A 26,985-nucleotide genomic window follows, 5' to 3' on the forward strand; every position below is an offset into this window, starting at 1 on the left:
TCTCCTGTTATTGATGGCTTACGCTGAGTAACGGCGCACCGGCATTGACGGACGTTGCCGCCACGGTCACCACGTCGCGATACTCATCGCTGTTACTGATAATAATCGGGGTCGCCAGATCGTATCCGGCATCGATAATCGCCTGTCGGTCAAACTCCAGCAGCAGATCGCCGGGTTGCACCGTGTCACCGACCTTCACATGGGCGGTAAACGGCTTGCCGTCGAGCTTCACGGTGTCGATACCCACATGGATCAACACTTCTATTCCGCTGTTACTGAGCAGGCCGATGGCGTGTTTGGTCTGGAACAGCGAGGCCACCACGCCAGCAAACGGGGCAACCACTTTGTTATCGGAGGGAATAACCGCGGCGCCGCTGCCCAGCAGGCCGCTGGCAAAGGTGGTATCCGGCACCTGGTCGAGCGCAAGAACGGTACCGGTCATCGGTGATAGCACATCGTTTTCGCCCGCGGTGACCACCCCTTCTGGCGCGGTGTTTCCTGGCATACCGGCGACCAGCGTCAGGCCGCAGCTCAGCACCAGCGCCACCACCGTACCGATAATGCCGCCCCACAGCGTGGCGTCCACGCCGCCCGGCGGAATCATCTGGGCGACAGTAAAGATATTGGCGAAGCCGAAAGAGTAAACGTGGGTGTCACTAAAGCCGACAATCGCTCCGCCGATAGCGCCTGCCACGCAGCCAAAAATAAACGGACGACGCAGCGGCAGGTTTACACCATACACTGCGGGTTCGGTGATACCGAAAAACCCTGCCGTCACGGATGAACCGGCCAGCATTTTCTGACGCGCATCGCGGGTACGCAGGAAAATGCCCAGCGCCGCCCCCACCTGGCCGAACACCGCAGGCAAGAGCATCGGCAGCATGGAGTCATGCCCCAGCACCGCCAGGTTGTTGATCATCAGCGGCACCAGTCCCCAGTGCAGGCCAAAAATGACGCAGACCTGCCACAGCGCGCCCATCGCCGCGCCCGCCAGCCACGGTGCCAGAACGTAAATACTCTGATAGCCGTTCGCCAGCATCTGGCTCAGCCAGGTCGCCAGCGGCCCGATAACGAGGAAAGTCAGCGGCACGGTCACGGCAAGACAGATCAGCGGCGCGAAGAAGTTTTTCATCGAGGAAGGCAGCAGCCTGGTGCTCTGCTTTTCCAGCCAGCAGCTCACCCACGCGGCGAGAATAATCGGGATCACCGACGAGCTGTAGTTGAACCAGGTGACGGGAATGCCCAAAAAGGCTTCCGACACCGCGCCCGGCTGCTGGCTGGCGTTGAACGCCGCAATCATCACCGGATGGGTGAGCGCCCCGCCGATCACCATGGTAATGAATGGGTTTCCGCCGAACTTTTTCCCGGCGGTATAGCCCAGCACCAGCGGGAAGAAGAAGAACAGCGCGTCGCTGGCAGCAAACCAGATTTTATACGTGCCGCTCCCGGTCGTGAGCCAGCCGCACACCACGGCCAGCGCCAGCAGCCCTTTCAGAATACCGGACGCGGCCAGAATGCCGATAAACGGGGTAAAGATCCCAGAGACGATGTCAATCAGACGGCCCAGCAGGTTACCCTTTTCACCCTTCTCTTCCACGACAGGGGCGTCATCGGTAAGGCCTGCTTCATTGCGGACAGCCTGCCAGACGTCGTGAACGTGGTTGCCAATCACCACCTGAAACTGGCCGCCGCTTTCGACCACCATGATCACGCCCGGATTTTTCTTGAGCCCTTCCGCATCCGCCCGTTGATTGTCTTTCAGTTTGAAGCGAAGCCGGGTTGCACAGTGCACAAGACTGACGATGTTCTCTTTTCCGCCAACGTGGCCGAGAATATCCTTCGCTAAAGCCTGGTATTCCATCTCGATTTCCTTACATCCCGATGCCCGCAGGCACCTGTTGACTGAGTACAAAAAATAAAAAAACCCGAGAACGGCCTTCTGACGAAGGCCGCGCTCAGGTTTTGCCTGCGTAGTGCAGTAACAATCCTGTTTGAGGCTTAACGCCCCTCTTTTCTCACCCGCTCGATATGAATGGCGAGGAACATAATTTCTTCGGTTGTCAGCTCACGCTGATAGCTTTTGTTCAGGTGCTGTGCGATTTTCTCGGCGCATTTCCACGCCTTCGCGTAGTTGTCTTTGACTGCCGTATGCAGCGAGACATCGTCATCTTCCACCACGGTGCGGGTGAGCATCCGCTGGGCAAAAAACTTCAGGTGGGTGACAAAACGCTGATAGCTGAGCGACTCTTCGTCATATTCAAGCTGCAGCTGATACTTCACCAGCTGCAGGATCTCCTGCATCACCCGCGTCACGTGCATCACCTCCGGCATTTCGCTGTTCAGCTGCGCGGTGACCAGATGCAGGGCGATAAAACCGGCCTCATCCTCCTCCAGTTCGACGTTCAGGCGTCTGGCGATAATGGCCCGCGCCTCCTGCCCTAACTCAAACTCCTTCGGATACAGCCGTTTAATATCCCACAGCAGCACGTTTTTGATGGCTAACCCGTTCTTCTGCCGCTCAATCGCAAAGTAGCAGTGATCGGTGAGAGTGATATACAAGCTCTCCTGCAGCTTGCCCAGCCGCTGCGCCGCCAGCCCGATGATGCGGTCGCAGGTGGTCATCACCTCCAGCGGAATTTGACTCAGCAGCTCTCCGAGCCGACGCACCAGTTCATCGCTTTGTAACGCAAACACCTTTTCAACCAACGCGGTATCCAGCGCTTCACCGACGCGCTTCTGAAAGGCCAGCCCACGGCCCATCACCACCTGTTCGCGCCCGCGCTCATCCTGAACAACCACCACGTTATTATTGAGTATCTTGGCGATTTTCATCTGAACCCCAGAAACAAAAAAACCTGACCTCCGGCAGATGCCAGAAAATCAGGTTTTGCCTGCCTAAGCAGTAACAATCCAGTTCTGGCACTCTATCAGTTTCATTCGTAGCCTCAATGCGTCACGCGTCAGAAACGTGACGCGGATCGAACTTGCTACGGTGATATCAGAAGGTCACCACCGTTTTCAGCTCGGTGACCCAGGCATCCTGGGTGCGACTGACCCCGCCGGGATGGTGCCAGTACTGCATACCCGGCTGCAGTTCAAGCCATGACACCGGACGAAAACGGTAGTAAAACTCGCCGTTCAGGGAATGGCCCGGCACCGGGTGATACGCCGGATTGTCATAATCGCTTACGCCGCTCAGGCTGTTCAGGTAACGCTGGTTGCGGGCGTACTGGCTGCTCATATCAATCCAGGTTAAACCAAAGCCAATCCAGTCTTCCGGTCGCGCATCAAACAGCCCGCGGTAGCGCAGCGAGGCGGCGTAAACCTGGTGCATGTAGTTACTGCTCTGATCCGCAAGGCTCATGCTGAACGAGGTACTCAACCCGCGATTCGGATCATCCTGATGCTGCGTTAGCTGCTGGTTCAGTCCGGCGTACATAAACCAGGTCCGGCTGTGCGTATCGAATCCGTCCGGGTCCGTCGCCCCCGCCCCACCCGATTTGCCGCGATAGAGATCGGTTTGCGGCGCGTTGGTAAACACCACGCCCAGGTTGTACGCGCCCGGCAGGCCGTTAATCAGCGGACGCGCTTCGATTTCAACCGGCAGTAAGATTCCTTTGCTGCCCTTCGTCGACCAACTCCAGGCATGGCTGCGGCTGGCGGCCTGCGGATTCTGCTCCATCACGCCGCCCTTCAGGGTTAGCGTCGGCGTGAGTTTATACGCAAGCGTGGTGCCCCAGGTGTGCACGTTCCAGTTGTTCCAGGTCAGCGAGTTGGCTGACTTACCGCCGCACTGGGACAGCAGCTGGAAATCACAGGGGATAATTTGATCGAAGGTTTGTACCTTGTTCATCATCCCGATGCGCCAGGTCAGACGCCGGTCGTCAAAGCTGCGGGCAAAGGTCAGCCAGCCCAGACGGGTAATCGACTGCCCGCCCCAGCTCTCCTGGGTCAGATCGTTGAAGTTGACGCGCGGGTCCTGCACGCGTTTGGTGGTGAGATCGTCATTGTGGTTGCGGTTGACGATGTTCCCCTCAATACGCGCGTCCGGGATACCGGTCCAGCGCTCCAGATCCTGGTTGAAGGTCAGCGCGAACTGGTCAATATAGGCCACGTGGGAGTCGTGGTTATATCCACCGCCGCCGTTCCAGCCAATTTCATTCAGATATCCGAGATTATAGGTAAAACCGTTATCGTTAAGGATTTTACGTATGCCGAGCATTTCGCCCAGCACAGGCTCCGGCGGAGCTTCAAACCCTAATACCGTTCCGTTCCAGTCTTGCGCCATCGACAGCGGGGATATCGCCAATAAGGCGAGCGCATAGAGTTTATTTTTATATGCCATAATAACAACCTGTGATTGAATATTGAGTGCGTAACCGGCCGCAGGAAATTTTTCTATTTCCTGTCGATATTTCTTTTTTTAAAAATCAGTAAAAAGCGCTAAGCCAAATGTCTCTCCTGCGTAAATGACAGGCAAAAAAAAACCTAAGCACTCCACAGCGAAAATGCTGTGAAACGCTTAGGTTTTGCCTGTTAACCAGTAACAATCCTGCGTTGAAAACAGTGGCACCTTAACACCGTCGCGCCACGTTGAAAACCGGAACTGTTTTCTGTTTTAAAAAAGTGTGAGCAATTTAACGCTTATTATTTGGACTGAATCACCCGCGCAATATCAGCCGACGTCTGTAAAGTACGAATCTCCTGAAATAACCCCAGCGCTTCATCGTATTCTTTGCGTAAATAACTCAGCCACTGCTTAATTCGCGCGACGTGATACAAACCGGTGTCGCCCTGCTTTTCCAGACGGCTGTATTTTTGCAGCAGCGTGACGACGTCTGCCCACGGCATCCGCGGTTCGTTATATTTCACCACCCGGCTGAGGTTAGGCACGTTCAGCGCGCCGCGGCCGATCATTACCGCATCGCAGCCGGTGGCCTGCAGACAGGCCTGCGCGCTCTCGTAGTCCCAGATTTCGCCGTTGGCGATCACCGGAATGGTGAGGCGTTTGCGGATCTCACCGATCGCCTGCCAGTTAATGCGATCGGCTTTGTAGCCATCTTCTTTGGTACGGCCATGCACCACCAGCTCGGTGGCGCCGGCCTGCTGTACCGCATCGGCGATTTCAAACTGCCGCGCATCGCTGTCCCACCCCAGGCGAACCTTAACCGTCACCGGCAAATGCGCGGGTACCGCCTCGCGCATAGCTTTCGCGCCGCGGTAAATCAGTTCAGGATCTTTCAGCAACGTCGCTCCGCCGCCGCTGCCGTTCACCAGCTTAGACGGACAGCCGCAGTTGAGATCTACCCCGTAAGAGCCCAGTTCAACCGCGCGGGCGGCGTTTTCCGCCAGCCATTCCGGATACTGGCCGAGGAGCTGAATACGCACCAGCGTGCCGGAAGAGGTCCGGCTCTGGTTGTGCAGCTCGGGGCAAAGCCGGAAGAAGGATTTTACCGGCAACAGCATATCGACCACGCGCAGGAACTCCGTCACGCAGAGATCGTAGTCGTTCACCTCGGTCAGAAGCTCGCGCACGAGGGAGTCGAGCACGCCTTCCATTGGGGCCAGTAAAACACGCATAGCAGTACCTGTGAAAAAAGACGCGCTATAGTAGCCGCTCTCTATATCGCTGGGAAGCGCTTCTGTTCAGGCAGAAAGTCACCCGGCGTTGCCCCAACAATGGCGCGAAACGCCGCCGCAAATGCCGCCGGGCCGGAAAACCCCAGCATCCAGGCCACCTGCTTAACCGGGTATCCGTTTGCGAGCAGGTCCAGCGAGGCACAAATCCTGGCACGCTGTCGCCAGGCCCGGAAGCTAAAGCCGGTATCGTTGATAAACGCGCGTGAAAACGTGCGTTCAGACATCGCGGCCCGTTCCGCCAGCCTTTCCAGAGAAAGATCCCAGAGATTGTTGGCAATGATGTCACAGGCAATGCGATGTAAGCGCTCATCCACGGGCATCGGTAATTCGGCCGAGATTTGCTGAGCTTCACTGAGGATATCGAGCAGCAAAACGGCCATGCTGCGATGACTGGCTGGCCGGTATTCCGCGCTGAACAGCCCGGCAATCAGCTCTTTGAACAACGCTGTTGCCATAATCACATGAACCTCGTCTTTCCGCTTAAAAGGCTCGCATTGCACTATCAGCGCCGGGCTAAACCAGACCGCGCGCAGCTCCGTTGTGGATAACACGCTGTAGGTATGCTCCTGAAAGGGAGGGATCCACAGCGCGCGCTGCGGCGGTATGACCCAGCGTTTGCTGCCGGTTTCGACCAGCATGACCCCTTTGATGGCAAACAAAAGTTGTCCCTGCGAATGCTGGTGAGGCGGATCGACTTCGCCGCGCGTATAGCGAATCGCCCCTCTTGACCATCCGATAGCATCGTCGTGAATTGGCGTTTTATCGATAACGGTTGGCATTTCACATCTCCCCCTTCCTCTTATGATGCTGCTTGTACACGTAACCAGAGAGAGACGCAATGCACATCCATTTTATTATTCATGAACATTTCGAGGCACCAGGCGCCTATGAAATCTGGGGGAAAAGTCGCGGCTGCAGTCTGAGCTACACCAGAGTGTATCAGGGCGAACCATTACCCGAGGCGCTGGGGCACACAGACCTGCTTATCATCATGGGAGGCCCGCAGTCCCCCGCCACCACGCGTGAGGAATGCCCCTGGTTTGATGCGCAGGCGGAAAAAGCACTCATCAGCCGCGCGATAGAGGCAGGTAAAACGGTGATAGGCGTTTGTCTGGGCTCGCAGCTTATCGGCGAAGCGCTGGGCGCAGCGTTTTGCCACAGCCCGGAAAAAGAGATCGGCAAATTTCCCGTCAGGCTCACAGATGAAGGCAAGGCGAACCCGCTGTTTGAGGACTTTGGCAGCGTGCTGAACGTCGGTCACTGGCATAACGACATGCCTGGGTTGACGCCGCAGGCTAAGGTTCTGGCTTACAGCGAGGGCTGTCCCCGCCAGATCGTGCAATACAGCGAACGGGTTTACGGTTTCCAGTGCCATATGGAGCTGACGCCGGAGGTGGTAGAGTTGCTGATTGAGCATTCGCAGAGTGACCTCCGCCGCGCGGGTGAATTCCGTTTTGTCGAAACGGCGGAAAAACTCCGCTCGCATGATTATCGCGAAATGAACCAGGTGCTGTTTTCTTTTCTCGATAAACTGACCGCCTGTCGCTGATACCTTCTCTGGCACGCCGTTTCGCCAGCGCAATCCCTTTCCTCTAAACTGTAGCCTGCACCGTTAAGGTGATACCGGACGTTCCATTCCGGAATGTCTGGTATGCTCAAAATTCATGATGTGATCCATGGCACATTTTTAGGTTTAATTGTATGATGAATGCGTTTCAGCAAGGACTATCACCATGAGCAAATCATTGAACATTATCTGGCAATATCTGCGCGCATTCGCCCTGATTTACGCCTGCCTGTATGCCGGGATTTTCATCGCGTCGCTGCTGCCCATCACCATCCCCGGCAGCATTATCGGCATGCTGATCCTCTTCGTGTTGCTGGCGCTGCAAATCCTGCCCGCAAAGTGGGTCAACCCCGGCAGCTTCGTCCTCATTCGCTATATGGCGCTGCTTTTCGTGCCTATCGGCGTGGGCGTCATGCAGTATTTTGATTTGCTCAAAGCCCAGTTCGGCCCGATTGTGGTCTCCTGCGCGGTCAGTACGCTGGTGGTTTTCCTGGTGGTGAGCTGGAGTTCACATCTGGTGCATGGCGAACGTAACGTGATTGGGGAGAAAACAAAAAAATGATGGACAATATCTGGTGGTCTCTGCCGCTCACCCTGGCAGTGTTCTTCGCCGCACGTAAGCTTGCCGCGCGTTTCAAAATGCCCTTGCTGAATCCCCTGCTGGTGGCGATGGTGGTGATTATTCCGTTCCTGCTGCTCTCCGGCATTCCTTACGAACGCTACTTTGCCGGCAGCAAAATCTTAAACGACCTGCTGCAACCCGCCGTCGTGGCGCTCGCCTTTCCTTTATACGAGCAGTTGCACCAGATCCGCGCCCGTTGGAAATCCATCATTACCATCTGTTTTGTGGGTAGCCTGGTGGCGATGATCACCGGTACGTCGGTGGCGCTGTTGATGGGAGCCTCGCCGCAAATTGCCGCCTCTATTCTGCCTAAATCGGTGACCACGCCTATCGCGATGGCGGTTGGGGGCAGCCTCGGCGGTATTCCGGCCATCAGCGCGATGTGCGTCATTTTCGTCGGTATTCTCGGCGCGGTGTTTGGCCACACCCTGCTGAACGCGATGCGTATTCATACTAAGGCGGCACGGGGGCTCTCGATGGGCACCGCCTCGCACGCGCTGGGCACGGCCCGCTGCGCGGAGCTGGATTATCAGGAAGGGGCATTTAGCTCCCTGGCGCTGGTGATCTGCGGGATTATTACCTCTCTGCTGGCCCCGTTCATTTTCCCGCTGATTCTGGCGGTGATGGGCTAAAATTTGCGATGCGTCGCGCAAATTTCATTTTGATTTCATAAGTTGCATACATAATGAGAAGTGGATCACATATAAAGCCCTGACGGCTCCGTAAACTACCGATCCATTAACCTTTATGAGGCAAACGCCATGCACCCACGTTTTCAAGCTGCTTTCGCCCAGCTTGCAGAGAATTTGCAGTCAGCCCTTGCTCCCGTTCTGGCAGATGCGCACTTCCCCGCCCTGCTGACCGCGGAGCAGGTCACGATGCTGAAACAGGCAACGGGACTGGACGAAGACGCGCTGGCTTTCGCACTGCTTCCTCTGGCTGCCGCCTGCGCGCGGGCCGATCTCTCCCACTTCAACGTCGGGGCCATTGCGCGCGGCGTCAGCGGCACCTGGTACTTCGGCGGCAACATGGAGTTCCTGGGCGCAACCATGCAGCAAACCGTGCACGCCGAGCAGAGCGCCATCAGTCACGCCTGGCTGCGCGGTGAAAAAGCGCTGAGCGCGATTACCGTTAATTACACTCCGTGCGGCCACTGCCGTCAGTTTATGAACGAGCTGAACAGCGGGCTGCAGCTGCGCATCAATCTGCCAGGCCGCGCGCCGCACACGCTGGCGGATTACCTGCCTGACGCGTTTGGCCCGAAAGATCTGGAGATCAAAACCCTGCTGATGGACGAGCAGAACCACGGTTTCGCCCTGTCCGGCGATGACCTGAGCCAGGCGGCGATTGCCGCCGCCAACAAGAGCCACACGCCGTACAGCAAGTCCCCAAGCGGCGTGGCGCTGCAGTGCCGCGATGGCCGAATCTTCACTGGCAGCTATGCGGAAAACGCCGCGTTTAACCCAACGCTGCCGCCGCTGCAGGGCGCACTCAACCTGCTGAGCCTGAACGGCTATGATTATCCTGACATTCAGCGCGCGATTCTGGCTGAAATTGCCGATGCGCCGCTGATTCAGTGGGATGCCACTGCCGCAACGCTTAAAGCGCTGGGCTGTACGACGATTGACCGCGTACTGCTGGCGTAATCCTTCCGGCGGGCAGAAATGCCCGCCAGTTTGCTGAAAAACCCCTCAGTTGAGTCGCTGTTTCTTGCGCTAACCAGGCGGGTAAAGTAGCCTGAGTTAAATTTCACCTTCGGTACGAGCCATCTGCATGTTAAAGCGCGTTTTTTACAGCCTGTCTGTCCTGGTCGGCATACTGCTGTTGATCGTGCTCGGTCTCGACCGCTGGATGAGCTGGAAAACCGCCCCCTACATCTTTGATGATCTGCAAGACCTGCCCTATCGTCAGGTTGGCGTGGTGCTCGGCACCGCCAAGTATTACCGCACCGGCGTCATCAACCAGTATTACCGTTACCGCATCCAGGGCGCGCTGAACGCCTACAACAGCGGCAAGGTGAACTACCTGCTGCTGAGCGGGGATAACGCGCTGCAAAGCTACAATGAACCGGTGACGATGCGGAAGGACCTGATTGCCGCGGGCGTGGATCCTGCCGATATCGTGCTCGACTACGCCGGGTTCCGCACCCTGGACTCCATCGTGCGCACGCGCAAGGTCTTCGACACCAACGACTTCATCATCATCACCCAGCGCTTCCACTGCGAGCGTGCGCTGTTTATTGCCCTGCATATGGGTATTCAGGCGCAGTGCTATGCGGTGCCGTCGCCAAAAGATATGCTGAGCGTGCGCGTGCGCGAGTTCGGCGCCCGCTTTGGTGCCCTGGCCGATCTGTATATCTTTAAGCGCGAACCACGCTTTTTAGGCCCGCTGGTGCCGATTCCGGCGATGCACGAAGTGCCGGAAGACGCGCAAGGTTACCCGGCCGTCACGCCTGAGCAACTGCTCGATATGCAGAAAAAAGAGAAATAGCGGGACCGCCTTTATACTTTCTTTACGCCGGGCCTGACGCTTTTTATCTCCCCTTTACGTCGGCTCTTTTAAGCTGAGTTCATTGCCGCTACGGCTTCATTGAAGAATGACTATGAACTCGATAATGAATGCGTTTTTCCTCAAAAGTCTCCGCCCGTACTTTAACTTTCCCGGCTTATCACTCCCTGGCGCACTTAATTCTGGTCTCTGGCTGGATGAAAAAATTGACGCCCTGCAGCACAACGTTGCCATGGAAGTGGCCGATTATCTGGAACGTTACCCGCAAACGAAACATGTTGACGTTTACCTGAACGATATCAACGGCACGATGCGCGGCAAGCGCCTCTCGGTGGAGAGCATGCTGAGTCTGGAAAAAGGCTGTTATTTTCCGCTTTCCGTCTACTCAATGGATCAGAAGGGAAACATCGCCGCCCCGCTTTATGATGAACCCGATCGGCTGTGCGTCCCGGTCGCCGGCTCTTTGCGCCCCTGTCCGCAGGATCCAGAGCACACCGCGCAGATCCTGCTGACGATGAAAGACAGCGACGGTAACCCTTGCCCGCTTGAGCCGCGCGCGATACTGCAGAACGTCGTGGCCCGCTTCCACCAGCACGGCCTTTTCCCGGTCATTGCCCCTGAAATTGAGTTTTACCTGACGGGACAGGGCGAACGCGATCCGCAAAATCAGGGCTGTTTTCATATGGATACCTCGTCGGCGCATGCGGCGCTGTTTGACGAGCTGGAACAGCTGGCGCACCTGCAGCGCATCCCGCTGTCAGGGGTCGTAGCGGAAGCCGAGTCCGGACAGTACGAATTAAACCTGAAGCACAGCCAGCGCGTCGTTGAGGTCTGTGATAACGTGCTGGCCCTGCGTCGCCTGACCCGCTATGTCGCTGAAAAGCACGGTCTTCAGGCCAACTTTATGGCTAAGCCTTTCAGCCAGCTGTCCGGCAGCGGTTTGCACATCCATTTCAGCCTGAACAACAGCCGTGGCGAAAATGTTTTTGCCTCGCCGGTGAACGCGCTGAGCAGCATGATGCGTTTGTGCATCGCGGGCCAGCTGGCGCTAATGCCCGCCTCCGTCGCCATTCTTGCGCCGGGGGTCAACGCGTTTCGTCGCCTGCGTAAAAACCTGACGGAACCCGTCTTTAACTCCTGGGGCTATAACACCCGCTCCGCCGCCTTGCGTATTCCCTGCTCGGATGACGGCAATCGTCGCATTGAGTACCGGCTGGCCGGGGCCGATGCGAATCCGTATCTGGTGGCGGCCACTATCCTGACAGGCATGCTGTACGGGCTGGAACATATCGACGAGGGGGATCTCCCTGAGCCGCAGCACGACCAACCCGAACTGCCGCTGTTCCAGCAGGAGGCGATTGAGGCCTTTGCCCGCTGTGAGTATCTCACCGACAGCCTGGGCGACGCCTTTTCCGAACAGTGGGTCACCTGCAAGCTTTCTGAACTCGACTGGTTTGAGCGCATTGTGACGCAGGAGGAGTCCCATCTGGCATAGGGCATAAAAAAAGCCCGCTCGGTGAGCGGGCCGGGTATGGCGAGAAACGATTACTTCTTACGGGCGTACTTCAGTGAATCCAGCGCAACCGCGAAGATAATGATGGCGCCCTTGATGATGTACTGCCAGTAAGGGTTCACGCCGATGTAGGTCAACCCGTAGTTGATGACGGTGAAGATGATCACACCGGTCACCACGCCGAGCACCGTCCCCACACCGCCGCTGAAGGAGACGCCGCCCACCACGCAGGCTGCAATCGCATCCAGTTCGTACATGAAGCCAAGGTTGTTCGTTGCAGAGCCGATACGGCCCGCTTCCAGCATCCCGCCGAAGGCGTAGAACACCCCGGACAGGGCATAGATGATGAGCAGGTTCAGGGCAACGTTTACGCCGGAGACTTTCGCCGCTTCCGGGTTACCGCCGATAGCGAAGATGTTTTTGCCAAAGCGCGTTTTGTTCCACAGGATCCATACGAAGGCGACCGCAATCAGCGCATAGAAGGTGATATACGACAGGCGGAAGCTGCCCAGCGCGATAAACCCTTGCGTAAAGGTCGAGAAGCCGCTGTCAAAGCCCGAGATGGGCGAAGCACCGACGAAGTCGTAGTACAGGGAGTTGATACCGTAAACGATGATCATCGTACCCAGGGTGGTGATGAATGGCGTCACGTTCAGGTAGGCGATGATAATACCGTTGATCAGACCAATCACCGCACCGATGGCGCAGACAATCAGGATCACCACGAAAATCGGCATGGTGGCCATTTCCGGGAAGACCTTGTTGGCGTTTTCCATCGACTGCAGCAGGGTTGCCGCGATAACCGCCGCCAGACCTACCTGACGCCCCGCGGAGAGGTCCGTCCCCTGGGTCACGATCAGGCCCGCCACGCCCAGCGCAATGATAATACGCACGGAGGACTGGGTCAGAATGTTACTCAGGTTCAGCAGGCTTAAGAACGTAGGGTCCTGGAAAATGATGATTGCCAGCAAGACTAAAAGAACAACGTAAATACCGCCTTCTTTCAGGTAAGTGAGAAAACTTTTTTTATTTAACGCACTCATGAGGAGCCCCTGATCTTAAAGGTGCAAAGACGCAAGACGCAAAATTTCATTTTGCGTTGTCGTTTTGGTGTCAACAATACCGGCGACGAGACCATTGCTCATAACCAGAATACGGTCCGTGATCCCTAACAATTCCGGCATTTCGGAAGAAATAATAATGATCCCTTTATTCTTTTTCGCCAGCTCGGCAATCAGCTGATAAATTTCAAACTTCGCGCCGACGTCAATACCGCGGGTCGGCTCATCCAGCATCAGAATTTCTGGCTGCGTTAATAACCAGCGGCCGATAATGACTTTCTGCTGGTTACCGCCTGACAGCGAACCAATCTGGGTGCGGTGGCCTGGCGTTTTCACGCGCATGGAGTCAATCACCCATTGGGTATCGCTCTTCATGCGGGAGTTATCCAACAGCCCGACTTTGTTTTTGTAATTGCGAATGTTAGAAATTAACGAGTTAAAGTTAATATCCAGATAAGCATAAATACCGGTCGAACGACGCTCTTCCGTCACCAGCGCAAAACCATTATTAATGGCTTCGTTGGCGTTGTGGTTATTGATTTTCTTACCGTGCAGCGTAATGGTGCCTTCGGCTTTCTCACGAATGCCAAACAGGGTTTCTACGATATCGGTACGCTTTGCCCCCACCAGCCCGGCAATCCCCAGGATTTCACCCTTGTGCAGGTCGAAGGAGACATCGCGGATAGACGGCTGACGCAATGAGGTCAGATTGCGCACTTCCAGAATCACTTCACCCGGCTTGTTTTCTTTGTCCGGGAAGCGCTGGTTCAGGGAACGGCCGACCATCATGGCGATGATCTTGTCCATGTCCAGCCCTTCCAGCGGCTGCGTGGCAATCCACTGGCCGTCGCGCAGGATGGTGATCTCATCGCACAGCTGGAAGATCTCTTCCATTTTGTGGGAGATGTACACAATGCCGCAGCCGCGATCTTTCAGCTTACGAATAATGGTAAAAAGGTGGTTAACCTCTTTTTCCGTTAATGACGATGTCGGTTCGTCCATGATGACGATTTTCGCATCATAGGAGAACGCTTTGGCAATTTCGATCATCTGCATCTGGGAGACGGATAATGTTCCCACGCGGGCGCGCGGATCGATATCAATATCCAGCTCGTCGAAAATCGCCTTGGTGTCGCGATACATTTTGTCCTGATCGACAAAGACACCTTTGGTGGGATAACGCCCCAACCACATGTTATCCATGACTGAGCGCTGCAGCACCAGGTTTAATTCCTGGTGAACCATCGAGATACCGTTTTCCAGTGCTTCTTTCGCTGAATGGAAATCGATCTCTTTCCCCTGAAAAAGAATGCTGCCAGAATCTTTTTGATAGATCCCAAAAAGACATTTTAATAATGTTGATTTACCCGCACCGTTCTCCCCCATTAAGGCATGAATAGAGTGAGGACGCACTTTTAAATTAACATTATCGAGTGCCTTAACGCCGGGAAATGACTTGTTGATACCGCTCATTTCCAACAGGTATTCACCGGATGACTGAGTTGTTGTGCTGACCATAATTATACCTTGTTGGCCTCGCATATCGCGTTATAAAAGGGCGCAACGAATTGCGCCCAGTGGAGACAGTACCGCTTACTTATTTACCGATAAACTCAGCCAGGTTGGACTGGTCTACGCCCACGTAAGGTACGCGAACGATTTTGTTGTCAATTTTCCAGTTGGTGCCATCTGCCGCACCTTTGCCATCGGCCAGGTTTTTCGCCAGATCGAAGGTCGCTTTCGCCTGGTTGTTGGCATCGTTCAGCACGGTACCGGCCATCGCACCGGATTTAACCAGCGCCAGCGCTTCTGGCAGCGCATCCACACCGAATACCGGGATAGAGGATTTGTTGTGTGCTTTCAGCGCTTCTACCGCACCCATTGCCATCGCATCGTTGTTGGCGATAACCACTTCGATTTTGTTGGCGTTAGGGCCGGACAGCCACGCGTCCATCTTATCTTTCGCCTGAGCGGTATCCCACATCGCGGTATCTAACGCCAGCTGCTGGGTTTTCAGGCCCTTGTCGTTCAGCTCTTTGATAACGTAGGTGGTACGCGCTTCAGCATCCGGATGGCCAGGTTCGCCTTTCAGCAGCACGAACTGAATCTGACCGTCTTTGTTCAGGTCCCAGTTCGGGTTCGCCGCCCAGTGTTTCGCGATCAGATCGCCCTGAATAATACCGGACTCTTTGGAGTCGGTACCGACGTAATACGCTTTATCGTAGCTATCCAGCGCCTTACGGGAAGGTTCTTTGTTGAAGAAGACGATCGGCACGTTCTGGCCGCGCGCTTTTTCAATAACCGTGCCTGCTGCAGCCGGGTCAACCAGGTTGATGGCCAGGGCTTTCACGCCTTTCGCCAGCAGAACGTCGATCTGGTCGTTCTGTTTGGACTGGTCATTCTGGGAGTCGTTCATCAGCAGCTGAACGTCTGGCGCTGCTTTCGCATCTTTCTCAATCGCTTTACGCACAACAGACATGAAGTTGTCGTCGTATTTATAGATGGTCACACCAATACGGGTATCCGCAGCGTGCGCTGCTGCACCAAAAAGCATGCTTGCCATTACAGCAGACAGGGTCAACACCTTCTTATTCATGGTATCTCCGGTTTTTTTTATGCAGGGTAGTTCTTGTGAATAACGAGCGGCGGGCAGATGTTAATAAAACGTTACTGACAGCCGAGGTTCACTTATAAAATTTCTCTCTTCCGTGTTCGGTAACGCTCCAGAAATGCGTTTTATTCGTTGTTTGCGGCACATTGGCTATAGTGAAAGTGAATAATCACTGTTACATAGCGTTTCAGCCCCTAAAACGCTGACATCATAGTCAGCGCCTTGTTAAGATACTGTGAATTTACTCACAGATTGAAAACGGTTACATCACCACATGTAATCAGTTAGTGATCGGAACCACAGTTTGCCGGGCCGCGACGGAGTGACGACGCACTAAAGTCGGCATGAAACAGTGTGTTGCCCCCGGATCCAGCACGCCAGCAGCCCCCTGTAACGCCAGCTCAGTCGCCAGTTTTGCCATAGAGGCAATGGGGTAACGCACGGTTGTCAGCTGCGGGTCGGTGTAACGGGCAATCGGGATATCATCGAAACCAATGAGTGATAAATGCTGTGGCACCGCAATGCCGTTATCCTTCAGCGCCGTCAGGGCGCCTGCCGCCATGCTGTCGTTATAGGCAAACACCGCAGACAGCTGCAGATTGCGGCCCAGCAGCTCTACCATCGCCGCTTCACCGCCCTGCATGTCCGGCGTGCCGGTCCCCACCCAGCTTTCGGATGGCGTAATGCCGTGCTCTTTCAGGGCATTTTGCCACCCCTCGCGCCGCAGTTCGTCATCTTCAATCTGATGGCTGGAGGCCAGATAACCGATCCGCTGATGTCCGTTGTTGATGAGCATTTTCGTGGCCATCATGGCGCCGCTGACGTTATCCAGCCCGACGCAGCGGTGGGCATAGCCGGGGACGATGCGGTTGATCAGCACCATGCCCGGGATCTGCTCCATCAATCCGGTTAGCTCTTCATCGCTTAAGGCTTTTGAATGGACAATCAAGGCGTTACAGCGCTGGCGGATCAGCACTTCAATGGCATGACGTTCTTTTTCCGCCTCATGATAGCTATTGCCGATCAGGACATATTTCTGATGCTGCTGGGCGACCATATCGACCGCTTTCACCAGTGCGCCAAAAAAGGCATCTGAGACATCCATCACCACCACGCCGATGGTGTCGCTAACCTGCGTCGCTAGCGCCTGGGCATTGGCATTTGGCCGGTACCCGAGCTGGGTCACGGCCTTCATTACGGTTTCACGGGTTTCAGGGCTGACCAGCGCGCTATTGTTGAGCACGCGTGAGACGGTAGCCACAGAAACGCCCGCCTGACGGGCGACGTCACGAATGGTGATCATATTCACCATCCTTCAAAGGATTGCAGCAACTCACAGACACCCCCTGTGTTTAGCAAGGTGGCTATTTTGGCAGCGAGAGAAAGGGGACTACGTGAAGAAGCTCACAGTCATGAAAACGCTTACATCCGTTTTGTTAATGATTGTGATCCAGATCGTTATCTGGATGTATTTTTCAATGATATCCCTGAAGCACGTGCGGTTAACTGACGCCATACCCACTCCAGCGGTCCCTGGCGGAAATAGCGTAGCCAGAGCACAGAAAACGCCAGGTTTACTGCCCAGACCGGAATAACAAACGCCAGCAGCGTAAGGCGGTCGAATTTCATAAACAGGCCAAAGCGATAGAAAAGCGTGGTGCAAATCAGCGTTTGCAGGAGGTAATTGCTTAACGCCATGCGGCCCACGCAGGCGATAGCGCTGACCATCCACAGACGAGAAAGCGAGGGCCAGAAGCCGTAGATCAGCGCCGCGTAGCCGATGGTCTGAAACGGCGCGCTCAGTTCACGCGGCACCTGGAGCAGGAACGCGCACCAGCGGTAATCCCAGTGGATGTGCCACTGCACCATCACCGCCGGGAGATTAATCAGCACGCCGAGCAGCACCAGACCGGCGCCGGTGCGACGATAGTGACGCAGGCTGAATTCCCCTTTCAGCCAGCCGGTGCGCATCAGTGACGCGCCCATCAGCATCATGCCCGCCAGCTGCCAGCCGTATTGCGCGCCCAGCGCAAGGAGGTTGTCCCCCAGCATATCCGCGCGGTTGCTTATCGCTTCCGTACCGCCCTTCAGCTTCCAGAACTGCTCGTACTGCAGGTTAGCGGCATCCGGGATCCAGGCACGGTTTGTCGTCTCGCCGGAGATCATCCCCAGCAGCAACAGCACTCCCAGCCCCATGACATAGAGCATCACCCCGGTGTTGAACAGGCTTTTAACGCTGTGCGCATCGCGAATGAGGCGCCAGCAGATGAGCCCGACTAACCCATAGGCAAGAAGAATATCGCCGTCCCAGAAGAACAGGCCATGGATAAAGCCGAGGATAACCAGCAGCGTCAGGCGCGACTGGATCCAGCGCGTGCCGCGTTTGAGGAGAAGCTGCAGGCCTGCGCCAAACAGCAGGGCAAAGAGCGTGAGGAATTTGACCTGCGCAAAGAGATCGAGGATTGCCCAGGTCCAGGCATCACTGCGGGTAATGTCGCCATACCACGCGGGATTGAGATACGCCGCCTTCGGCAAACCGAAGGCGGTGATATTAAGCAGCAGGATACCGAGAATGGCGACGCCGCGAACAAAATCGAGCGTGACGTTTCGCTCCATGGTCCCTGCCCTGTAAGACTTAGTTGTGGTGACGTACGGCGCGCAGGAACTCCTGGCGGGTATTCTGGCTCGATTTAAACAGACCGCCCAGCGAGGTTGTAGTGGTCGCACTGGTGGCATCGCGCACGCCGCGCGCTTTCACGCAGTAGTGAACCGCGTCGATAGAGACGGCCACGTTATTGGTGCCCAGCAGCGTTTGCAGCGCGGTCAGGATCTGCTGGGTCAGGCGCTCCTGCACCTGCGGACGCTGAGCGAAGAACTGCACGATGCGGTTGATCTTCGACAGGCCAATCACCGTGTCTTTAGGGATATACGCCACGGTCGCTTTACCGTCGATGGTCACGAAATGGTGTTCGCAGGTGCTGGTGAGCGTGATATCGCGAACCGTCACCATCTCATCCACTTTCATCTTGTTTTCAATGACGGTGATTTTCGGGAAGTTGGCGTAATCCAGGCCGGAGAAAATTTCGTCGACGTACATTTTCGCGATGCGGTGCGGCGTCTCCATCAGACTGTCGTCACTCAGATCGAGATTCAGCAGCTCCATGATGTCGGTCATATGACCGGCAATCAGACGCTTGCGGGTTTCATTGTCCAAGTCCTGTACGGGCGGACGCAGTGGCGTTTCAAGACCGCGCGCAACCAGGGCTTCGTGGACCAGGGCAGCTTCTTTACTGAGTGATGACATTTTGTTCTCCTGCAGGTGTGGCGTCTTTTGCCCTCGTTGTGGCAAAAGTATGCGTTCATTGTGCGTGAGGCGGCGCACATAATCCAGTATTCACGACGATAATTATTGCAATTGCTGTTGCCTTTCAGCGTGACGATTCCAGACCAGGGCTCCGCCAACGAACAGCGCCACGCCCGCCAGCCCCAGCGCCGGCTCCAGCCGGTGGGTAAGCCAGGTTGATAACGCCGAAATGACGGGGCCAATCAACTGCCCAATCGCATACCCGGTGGTGAGCAGGCCCGCCATATAGCGCGTGTGGTTTGGCGCCAGCTCGCGACCGTATAAAAGAGAGAGCTGCACGGCACACAAAAAGCCGCCGCCCACCAGCAGCCCGCCCGTCAGTAACCCGCCAATCCCCGGCAGCAGCCAGGCCGCCAGCACGCCCGCCCCCTGTAACCACAGTACGATAGCCAGCCTGCGGTTAGCGGTTGAGGTATGGCGTAACAGAATACTGAGCGCAATTCCCACCACGGCGGCGAGACCAAAAATCGGCCAGACAAACTGGGCAAACAGGCTGCCGGGAAAACGCACGGCCGCCATTTGTGACAGGAAGGTCGCCGGGAGGATATAGCCAAACCCGGCCAGGCTGTAGCTCCAGACCAGACGCGTCAAATCCGCCGTCAGCACCAGCGGCTCCGGCGCGGTGCCGGGTCGATGGAGCTGCCCGGATCGCGGCAGGTAGCGCGCCACCAGGGCAATCAGCACCAGCGCCAGCACGCCGTAGATTTGCCATGCCGCTCCGGCCGACAGGGACTTCGCCTGAATATAGACGGCGAGCAGGCCGCTCAGCGCAATGCCCGCCCCCGGCCCGGCAAATACGGCAGCGCTCAGACCCGGTTTACCCAGCTGTCCCAGCCGTTCGTTTGTCCAGGCGGCAATGAGTACCATCGACCAGCCGCTCATGCAGCCGATGACAAAACGCAGCAGGCCGTGCACGACGGCGTTCTCCGCCGCCGCGGAGAGCAGCGTCAGCGCAACCGCGCCGGTGATGCCAAGCCAGAGGCGCGTTTCAACGAAGCGGTGCGCACGCATCGCATCCCACGCGCCCACCAGATAGCCCAGATAATTCATCGCCGCCACCAGACCCGCGCTGGTCAGCGTAAGCTGTCCGGCAGCAATCATCAGCGGCACCTGGGGCGTAAAAGCAAAGCGCCCTATCCCCATCGCCACCACCAGCACGACAAACCCACTGAGCGCAATACGCAGCGCCATGACCGCTCCAATTGTTAAAGAAAAGTAAATTTATGATGCAGCATCTCGCCGTCTGGCGAAAGTGAAAGTTACTCACAGGTCAATGAAAAGGCTGTATTATGGTTTTTATGAATACGCATTCTCATTAAGGAGCCCTGCATGGAACTGCTCGAAGAGCACCGTTGTTTTGAAGGTCGACAGCAGCGCTGGCGGCACGACTCCACCACCCTGAACTGTGCAATGACGTTCAGCATTTTCCTGCCGCCGACGGAAAATCCACCGGTTCTGTTCTGGCTTTCCGGCCTGACCTGCAACGACGAAAACTTCACCGCCAAAGCGGGCGCGCAGCGTATTGCCGCCGAGCTGGGCATTGCGCTGGTGATGCCTGACACCAGCCCGCGTGGCGACGATGTGGCCGACGATGCCGGATACGACCTGGGCAAAGGCGCCGGGTTTTATCTCAATGCGACCGAGCAGCCCTGGGCGCGCCACTACCGCATGTATGATTACCTTCGCGATGAACTTCCTGCGCTGGTGCAGTCGCAGTTTGCGGTCGGCGAGCGCTGCGCAATCAGCGGCCACTCAATGGGCGGACACGGGGCGCTCATCATGGCGCTGAAAAATCCGGGGAAATACGTCAGCGTGTCGGCATTTGCACCGATTGTGAACCCAACACAGGTGCCGTGGGGGCAGAAAGCCTTCACACACTATCTGGGTGAGGATACGGAAAAATGGCAGGCATGGGACAGCTGCGCGCTGATGCTGGCCAGCAGCTCAGCAAATGCGATCCCGATGCTTATCGATCAGGGCGATGCGGATCAGTTCCTCGCCGGACAGCTACAGCCTGCGGTGCTGGCAGAAGCGGCACGCCAGAAGGACTGGCCGCTGACGCTGCGCATTCAGCCGGGATACGATCACAGCTATTACTTCATTGCGTCCTTTATTGAGGATCATCTCCGCTTCCATGCGGAGCATTTGTTCGGATAAGTGCGGCCGATTGCCGGGTGGCGGCTTCGCCTTACCCGGCCTACATTCGTGGGTTTTGTAGGCCCGGTAAGCGAAGCGCCACCGGGCATAAAGGTTACATCAGAACTTATAATCCACACCGACAAAGTAGCGACGGCCATCTTCCGTGTAGCTGTAATCGTCGCGGCTCAGATCTTTGTCCAGCAGGTTCTGCACGCCCGCACGCAACTTCACGCTTTTCGTCGCCTGCCACGCGGCGCCGGTATTCCAGATAACATAGCCACCCGGCGTTGGGTCGCTGCTGGTCAGCGCGCGTTTCTCACCGGTGTAGTTGCCCTGAACATAGAACGACCAGTCCTGCGTCGCCTTCCAGTCAACGGTCCCGTTGGCGGTATGGAACGGCAGATCGGACAGCGGCTTGTTGCCGCCGTTGCTGATATCACGACCGTCGTTGTAGGTGTAGTTCAGCGTCACTTTCCAGTCGTCCGCCAGCGGGAATTTCAGCTCGGTCTCCACCCCGCGGATGCGCGCCTTGTTGACGTTGTAGTAGCGGAATATCGGTTCACCGTCCGCATTCAGGCCAACGTAGTTAGGGTAGCTCTGCGCCTGCTTCGCATTGGCCGTACGGCTGATGCTGATGCGGTCATCGACGTTATTCTGGAAGGTGGTCACGCTGGCCTGCACGCCCTCTAACCAGCCCTCTTCCCCACTGTAGTACAGACCGAACTCGAAGCTCTCGCTGGTTTCCGGCTTCAGATCCGGGTTACCGACAATCTCACAGGCACCGCGGCACGAGCCGGTGACCCAGTCCGGGCTCAGCTGCAGCAGCGACGGCGCTTTAAACGCGGTCGCCCAGCCCCCTTTCACCGTGACGGTATCGGTCGCGTTGTAGACCAGATAGGCGCGCGGGCTCCAGTGGTCGCCGTAGGTATCATGGTCATCCATACGGATGCCGGTGGTCAGCGCCAGAGGTTCAAAGATACGCCACTCATCTTCAAGGAACAGGGCATACTGGCTTGTCGACGTACTGCTGCTTGAACCGCCCGTCAGGTTGACCGGATCCTTCAGCTTATCGTGACGCCATTCGCCGCCGAAGGTCATCAGCTGGTTGATGTCGCCCAGCGGCAGCACGTATTTCCCGTCCACCGCGTTGCTCTCGGAGGTGATCGTATTGCTGTTGCCCGGGTTTTTGTTATCCACCTTCTCGCCGTACACCTTCAGCTCGCTGTTGCCGACGCCCCAGCGGCCGTTGTGGCTGAGAGAGTAGTTCTGACGCTCAAGGCGGTTTTTGTCGAGAGAATCCGAGTCACGATCCTGACGGTCGAAACCGTAGCCCGCCGTAAAGTCATGATTTTCAGACGGCGTCCAGGCGAATTCCACATTCGCATCGCGGCTGGTGAAGCCTTCAATGCGCGGTGTTTCACCGCTCGCCGTGGTAGAGGACTTCTGCTGACCGTCTTTCTCACGCTTTGCGAGGCTACCGTAGGCTTTCAGCCCCAGCAGACCGTCCACCAGCGGACCGCTGGTATAGAATTGACCGTTGTAGGTGTCTCCACGGTCGCGATGTTCCTGAACCGTGGAATCTGCGCTCAGGGTACCCGTCCATTTCTGGCCGATTTTTTTGGTGATAATGTTCACCACGCCGCCCAGCGCATCGGAGCCGTAAAGAGAAGACATCGGTCCGCGCACCACTTCAATTCGTTCGATGGCGTCAACCGGCACCCAGTTGAGGTCGAAATCATTATGGCGGAATACCGCGTTACGGGAATTGACGCGCTTGCCGTCAATCAGGATCAGCGTGTAGCTGCTGTCCAGTCCGCGAATACTTACCCCTTTACGGTTGTCCCCTTCGCTCGTGAGCTGCACGCCCGGCACATCCCGTAACACATCTTTCAGGTTCTGAACGGGTTTGCGCTGCAAATCTTCCTGGGTGATGACGCTGATGCTTGCCGGTGCGTCTTTCAGGTTTTGCTCGGTCGCGGAGGCCGTGACAACCATTGTGTCGCCGGATTCCGCTGCGATAACAGGCAGGGCCAGGGACATTGCGGACGCGCAAAGTCCTCCCCTGACGAAGGGATTCAACCTAAACATTCCATATCTCCATGAGGTAAATACAACTCAATCAAATCATCATTGCTCACAGCGTCTTCCTTGCCGCCCACATCTCCGGTGGGTCGGTGACACGCTTATTTTTGATAACGATAAAGCAAACGATAATTATTATCAATTAAATTGTTAAGAAATATATCTTTGTTTCAGGGGGCGGGAATAAAAAAGCCCGCTCAAACGAGCGGGCTAACAGAGAGGAAGTGCGGTTATTGTTTAAATCGTTCCGGGAATTCCATTTCACTGTAGCGAACGAAGTGTGTTCCTTTCGTCAGCTTGTAACCAAACCAGATGACGAGGAACAGCGGAATGCCAATGTAGGTTGCCGTGACGGCGCCCCAGTCAATGGTGTCCGCCAGGAACGCTTCATAGTTCTGTCCCAGCGTAATGATCAGGCACAGAATGAAGGCGAAAATGGGACCCAGCGGGAAGAAGCCGGAGCGATACGGCAGCTGGTTAACGTCATAACCCTGTTTGACGTAGCCACGGCGGAAACGATAGTGGCTAATGGCAATCCCCAGCCAGGCAATAAAGCCCGTCATCCCGGAGGTGTTAAGCAGCCACAGGTACACCGTCTGGTTGCCAAACATAGAGGTCAGGAAGCACAGACCGGCGATCACCGTAGTGGCGTACAGCGCGTTACGCGGTACGCCGCCACGGGACAGCTTCGCGAAAATACGCGGTGCTTTACCGTCGCATGCCAGCGTGTAGAGCATACGGGTGGACGCGTACATCCCGGAGTTACCGGCTGACAGTACAGCGGTCAGGATAACGGCGTTCATCACTGCCGCGGCAGAAAGCAGTCCGGCGTGCTGGAAGACCAGCGTGAACGGGCTAACGCTAATGTCTTTAACGTCATTACGCAGCAGGCTTGGATCGGTGTACGGAATGATCAGGCTGATAATCAGGATCGCGAACACATAGAACAGCAGGATACGCCAGAAGACCTGACGAACCGCGCGCGGAATATTCTTCTCCGGGTTCTCTGACTCACCGGCAGCAATGCCAATCAGCTCGGTTCCCTGGAAGGAGAAGCCGACAATCATTGCCACGCCAATCATTGCCGACAGTCCACCGGCAAACGGCGCATCGCCTATTGTCCAGTTACTCCAGCCCGCAGGTTCTGCGCCTTTGAAAATACCAACGATCATCGCCACACCGACGACGATAAAGATGATGACGGTTGCCACTTTGATCAAAGAGAACCAGTATTCCGCTTCGCCGAAACCGCGCACGGAGATGTAGTTCAGCAGGAAGATGACGGCCAGGAACAGGGCGCTCCAGATCCAGCCCGGCGTATCCGGGAACCACCAGTTCATCACCAGCTGTGCGGCGACAAGGTCAACGGCGATGGTGACCGCCCAGTTGTACCAGTAGTTCCAGCCCAGCGCGAAGCCGAAGCCTTCTTCAACGTATTTTTGACCGTAGGTCGAGAACGAACCGGATACCGGCATGTACGCGGCCAGTTCGCCGAGACTGGTCATCAGGAAGTACACCATCAGGCCAATCAGGATATAAGAGAAAAGTGCCCCACCCGGGCCGGCTGCCGAAATCGTTGCGCCAGAGGCAACGAAAAGACCTGTACCGATTGAGCCGCCAATGGCGATCATCGTCAGGTGACGCGCCTTGAGTTCACGACGTAGCGTGGGCGCTTCTGTGGTTTTAATTTCTGAAACCATATGAAAATGCTGTCCATTTAATAAATGAGGCGCGATTGTAGCAGACGATCCGCGTTCCTTCCGGCAGAAATACTCAGTTATAAGAGAGCTTCATGACGCGGCCAGGATTATAAGTAAAGCATAATTTTTCCCTCTCCCCTTTGGGGTGAGGGATGCTGTCAGATTTCGCAATAGCGCAGAAAACGCTGCAGCGAGCTGGAAAGGTGTTTCTGACGATGATGAATGCACCACAGCGTGCGCACCAGCTTCGGCAGCGGAATGGGGATTTCAACCAGCGATCCGGTTTCCAGCTGTTCGGCAATAACGCGCCGGGAAAGACAGCTGATGCCCAGCCCGTGGCGCACCGCGTGCTTGATGGCCTCAGAGTTCCCCAGCTCCATCCCTAACTGGAAATGCGGCAGATGGGAAAGCAGCAGATAATCGACAATTTCACGCGTGCCGGAGCCCTGCTCGCGCAGGATCCACTGCGCCTGCGCCAGCCTCTCCAGCGTCACCTCTCCCTGCAATAACGACGAGGCCGGGGACGCAAACACCACCAGCTCGTCTTCCAGCCAGGGCTCGGCAATGATATCGACGTTATGGCAGGGTCCTTCGATGAGGCCGATATCCACGCGGAAGTCGATCACTGCGTTGATGACGTCCTGGCTATTGCCCACGCTCATCTCCAGCGGCAGGCTAGGGAAATCCCGGCGGTAGCGGGCAATCACTTCCGGCAGAATGTAGTTCCCAATGGTGCTGCTGGCGTAGACGCGGATCGCACCGTTGTCTTCGCGGAACAGCTGCTCGATTTCGATTGCCTGCTCGAGCAGCGCCAGCGCGCGCGGATAAAGAAGACGACCGTGCTCGTTGACCACCAGACGCTTCCCTACCCTGTCAAAAAGCTGAACGCCCAGCTGTCCTTCAAGATCGGTTAACGCCGCGCTGACCGCAGACTGTGAGAGCGCCAGCATTTGTGACGCCTGGGTCGTCGAGCCGCTTTTCAGCACCTCGGCAAACACTTCCAGCTGACGCAGAGTAATGTGCATGGTTGCTTACCACTTATATAGATTAATTATAAGTATATAATCAATTTTATTTTTAAGCCAGAGCGCCGTAACCTTTAGCCAGACAAAGGAGAAGGTTATGTCAGAAATCACCTTACAACATCATCGTACAGTGTGGCACTTCGTGCCGGGTCTTGCGCTCAGCGCTGCAGTCACCGCCGTAGCGCTATGGGGCGGCAGCATCCCGGCCATCGCAGGCGCAGGTTTCAGCGCGCTGACGCTCGCCATTTTGCTCGGCATGGTCGTGGGTAACACCGTTTACCCGCATATCTGGAAATCCTGCGACGGCGGCGTAATCTTTGCCAAGCAGCATCTGCTGCGTCTTGGGATCATTCTTTACGGTTTCCGTCTTACCTTTTCGCAGATTGCGGATGTGGGTGCGAGCGGGATCGCCATCGACGTTCTGACCCTGACCAGCACCTTTTTACTGGCCTGCTTTATCGGTCAGAAAGTGTTTGGCCTGGACAGGCAAACCAGCTGGCTGATCGGTGCCGGGAGCAGTATCTGTGGCGCAGCGGCGGTGCTGGCTACGGAACCCGTCGTGAAGGCCGAAGCCAGCAAGGTAACGGTGGCGGTAGCGACGGTGGTGATCTTCGGTACGCTGGCGATTTTCCTCTACCCGGCCATGTATCCGCTGGTTGCCCACTGGTTCAGCCCGGAAACCTACGGCATCTATATCGGTTCGACCATGCACGAAGTGGCCCAGGTGGTCGCGGCAGGACACGCCATTAACCCGGACGCTGAAAACGCAGCGGTGATTGCCAAAATGCTGCGCGTGATGATGCTGGCCCCGTTCCTGATTTTTCTGGCCGCACGGGTTAAACAACTGGCTCCGGCGGGCGGCAGCGAGAAAAGTAAAATCACCATTCCGTGGTTTGCGATCCTGTTCATCGTGGTCGCTATCTTTAACTCCTTCCACCTGCTGCCGAAAGCCGTTGTCGATATGCTGGTGACGCTGGATACCGTACTGCTGGCGATGGCCATGGCGGCACTGGGGGTGACCACGCACGTCAGCGCGCTGAAAAAAGCCGGTGCGAAACCGCTGCTGATGGCGCTGGTACTCTTCATCTGGCTGATTGTTGGCGGCGGCGCGATTAACCTCGCGGTCCACAGCCTGATGGCATAAACCACTACA

Annotated in this window: 23 protein-coding genes; 8 read left to right on the forward strand and 15 right to left on the reverse strand. The window is 56.3% G+C overall.

Features of this window, described 5'->3' with window-relative positions; all coding sequences use genetic code 11:
• Window positions 1–7: 7 nt before the first annotated feature.
• The 5 genes from bglF to LJA86_RS10985 form a co-directional block, all read right to left on the reverse strand.
• A complete protein-coding gene (gene bglF / locus LJA86_RS10965) occupies window positions 8–1,861 on the reverse strand; it encodes a PTS beta-glucoside transporter subunit IIABC (RefSeq protein WP_229226147.1) in 1,854 nt (617 codons plus the stop codon).
• 137 nt (window positions 1,862–1,998) lie between these two features.
• Window positions 1,999–2,832, reverse strand: a complete 834-nt coding sequence (gene licT, locus LJA86_RS10970) for a BglG family transcription antiterminator LicT (RefSeq protein ID WP_023616723.1) — start codon at window positions 2,830–2,832, stop codon at window positions 1,999–2,001.
• A 166-nt stretch (window positions 2,833–2,998) separates the two neighbouring features.
• The gene (locus LJA86_RS10975) at window positions 2,999–4,288 is read right to left on the reverse strand and encodes a carbohydrate porin (RefSeq protein ID WP_229226264.1); all 1,290 of its coding nucleotides are present in this window, start codon (window positions 4,286–4,288) and stop codon (window positions 2,999–3,001) included.
• 359 nt (window positions 4,289–4,647) lie between these two features.
• A complete protein-coding gene (gene dusC, locus LJA86_RS10980) occupies window positions 4,648–5,580 on the reverse strand; it encodes a tRNA dihydrouridine(16) synthase DusC (RefSeq protein WP_048028228.1) in 933 nt (310 codons plus the stop codon).
• A 41-nt stretch (window positions 5,581–5,621) separates the two neighbouring features.
• Window positions 5,622–6,419, reverse strand: a complete 798-nt coding sequence (locus LJA86_RS10985) for an AraC family transcriptional regulator (RefSeq protein WP_229226148.1) — start codon at window positions 6,417–6,419, stop codon at window positions 5,622–5,624.
• 59 nt (window positions 6,420–6,478) lie between these two features.
• Between LJA86_RS10985 and LJA86_RS10990 the strand changes: the two genes are divergently transcribed.
• The 6 genes from LJA86_RS10990 to LJA86_RS11015 all read left to right on the forward strand — a co-directional run bounded on the left by LJA86_RS10990 (window position 6,479) and on the right by LJA86_RS11015 (window position 11,832).
• Window positions 6,479–7,189 carry a type 1 glutamine amidotransferase gene (locus LJA86_RS10990; RefSeq protein WP_229226149.1) on the forward strand — a complete coding sequence of 237 codons (711 nt, stop codon included), beginning with the start codon at window positions 6,479–6,481 and terminating at the stop codon, window positions 7,187–7,189.
• 184 nt (window positions 7,190–7,373) lie between these two features.
• The gene (locus LJA86_RS10995) at window positions 7,374–7,769 is read left to right on the forward strand and encodes a CidA/LrgA family protein (RefSeq protein ID WP_048224109.1); all 396 of its coding nucleotides are present in this window, start codon (window positions 7,374–7,376) and stop codon (window positions 7,767–7,769) included.
• Window positions 7,766–8,461, forward strand: coding sequence for a CidB/LrgB family autolysis modulator (locus tag LJA86_RS11000; RefSeq protein ID WP_229226150.1), 696 nt, complete (start codon window positions 7,766–7,768; stop codon window positions 8,459–8,461). The genes LJA86_RS10995 and LJA86_RS11000 overlap by 4 nt, the downstream gene beginning before the upstream one ends.
• 129 nt (window positions 8,462–8,590) lie before the next feature.
• On the forward strand, window positions 8,591–9,475 hold the full coding sequence (gene cdd, locus LJA86_RS11005) for a cytidine deaminase (RefSeq protein ID WP_046091540.1): 885 nt from the start codon (window positions 8,591–8,593) through the stop codon (window positions 9,473–9,475).
• A gap of 127 nt (window positions 9,476–9,602) precedes the next feature.
• Entirely contained in the window at window positions 9,603–10,319 is a 717-nt protein-coding gene (sanA, locus tag LJA86_RS11010) for an outer membrane permeability protein SanA (RefSeq protein ID WP_008500918.1), read from the forward strand.
• Window positions 10,320–10,443: 124 nt separating this feature from the next.
• Window positions 10,444–11,832, forward strand: coding sequence for a glutamine synthetase family protein (locus LJA86_RS11015; RefSeq protein ID WP_229226265.1), 1,389 nt, complete (start codon window positions 10,444–10,446; stop codon window positions 11,830–11,832).
• A gap of 50 nt (window positions 11,833–11,882) precedes the next feature.
• Here the strand turns inward: LJA86_RS11015 and mglC are convergent, their stop codons facing one another.
• From mglC to LJA86_RS11050, 7 genes are all read right to left on the reverse strand, one after another.
• Window positions 11,883–12,893: a galactose/methyl galactoside ABC transporter permease MglC gene (mglC, locus tag LJA86_RS11020; RefSeq protein ID WP_008500921.1), complete on the reverse strand. Its 1,011-nt coding sequence runs from the start codon at window positions 12,891–12,893 to the stop codon at window positions 11,883–11,885.
• Between the two features lie 15 nt (window positions 12,894–12,908).
• Window positions 12,909–14,429, reverse strand: a complete 1,521-nt coding sequence (gene mglA / locus LJA86_RS11025; protein ID WP_008500922.1) for a galactose/methyl galactoside ABC transporter ATP-binding protein MglA — start codon at window positions 14,427–14,429, stop codon at window positions 12,909–12,911.
• A 79-nt stretch (window positions 14,430–14,508) separates the two neighbouring features.
• The gene (mglB, locus tag LJA86_RS11030; RefSeq protein WP_008500923.1) at window positions 14,509–15,507 is read right to left on the reverse strand and encodes a galactose/glucose ABC transporter substrate-binding protein MglB; all 999 of its coding nucleotides are present in this window, start codon (window positions 15,505–15,507) and stop codon (window positions 14,509–14,511) included.
• A 295-nt stretch (window positions 15,508–15,802) separates the two neighbouring features.
• A complete protein-coding gene (gene galS, locus LJA86_RS11035; RefSeq protein WP_196365105.1) occupies window positions 15,803–16,825 on the reverse strand; it encodes an HTH-type transcriptional regulator GalS in 1,023 nt (340 codons plus the stop codon).
• 155 nt (window positions 16,826–16,980) lie between these two features.
• The gene (yeiB, locus tag LJA86_RS11040) at window positions 16,981–18,138 is read right to left on the reverse strand and encodes a DUF418 domain-containing protein YeiB (protein WP_032675203.1); all 1,158 of its coding nucleotides are present in this window, start codon (window positions 18,136–18,138) and stop codon (window positions 16,981–16,983) included.
• A gap of 19 nt (window positions 18,139–18,157) precedes the next feature.
• The gene (gene folE / locus LJA86_RS11045) at window positions 18,158–18,826 is read right to left on the reverse strand and encodes a GTP cyclohydrolase I FolE (RefSeq protein WP_008500927.1); all 669 of its coding nucleotides are present in this window, start codon (window positions 18,824–18,826) and stop codon (window positions 18,158–18,160) included.
• 102 nt (window positions 18,827–18,928) lie between these two features.
• The gene (locus LJA86_RS11050; RefSeq protein WP_229226151.1) at window positions 18,929–20,077 is read right to left on the reverse strand and encodes a YbfB/YjiJ family MFS transporter; all 1,149 of its coding nucleotides are present in this window, start codon (window positions 20,075–20,077) and stop codon (window positions 18,929–18,931) included.
• Between the two features lie 138 nt (window positions 20,078–20,215).
• Here LJA86_RS11050 and fghA point away from each other — a divergent pair, with 138 nt between their 5' ends.
• Complete coding sequence (gene fghA / locus LJA86_RS11055; RefSeq protein ID WP_229226152.1) at window positions 20,216–21,043, forward strand: S-formylglutathione hydrolase; 828 nt, start codon at window positions 20,216–20,218, stop codon at window positions 21,041–21,043.
• A gap of 99 nt (window positions 21,044–21,142) precedes the next feature.
• On the opposite strand, the gene cirA is transcribed toward fghA, so the two are convergent.
• The 3 genes from cirA to yieE form a co-directional block, all read right to left on the reverse strand.
• Window positions 21,143–23,113: a catecholate siderophore receptor CirA gene (cirA, locus tag LJA86_RS11060; protein WP_229226153.1), complete on the reverse strand. Its 1,971-nt coding sequence runs from the start codon at window positions 23,111–23,113 to the stop codon at window positions 21,143–21,145.
• A gap of 224 nt (window positions 23,114–23,337) precedes the next feature.
• Window positions 23,338–24,807: an amino acid permease gene (locus LJA86_RS11065; protein ID WP_008500931.1), complete on the reverse strand. Its 1,470-nt coding sequence runs from the start codon at window positions 24,805–24,807 to the stop codon at window positions 23,338–23,340.
• Between the two features lie 158 nt (window positions 24,808–24,965).
• The gene (gene yieE, locus LJA86_RS11070; protein ID WP_045908684.1) at window positions 24,966–25,832 is read right to left on the reverse strand and encodes a DNA-binding transcriptional regulator YeiE; all 867 of its coding nucleotides are present in this window, start codon (window positions 25,830–25,832) and stop codon (window positions 24,966–24,968) included.
• 97 nt (window positions 25,833–25,929) lie between these two features.
• Between yieE and LJA86_RS11075 the strand changes: the two genes are divergently transcribed.
• The gene (locus LJA86_RS11075; protein WP_023294037.1) at window positions 25,930–26,976 is read left to right on the forward strand and encodes a YeiH family protein; all 1,047 of its coding nucleotides are present in this window, start codon (window positions 25,930–25,932) and stop codon (window positions 26,974–26,976) included.
• Window positions 26,977–26,985: the final 9 nt, after the last annotated feature.

It is taken from the genome of Enterobacter sp. TCD1-1 (assembly GCF_020567405.1).
GTDB lineage: Bacteria > Pseudomonadota > Gammaproteobacteria > Enterobacterales > Enterobacteriaceae > Enterobacter > Enterobacter quasiroggenkampii.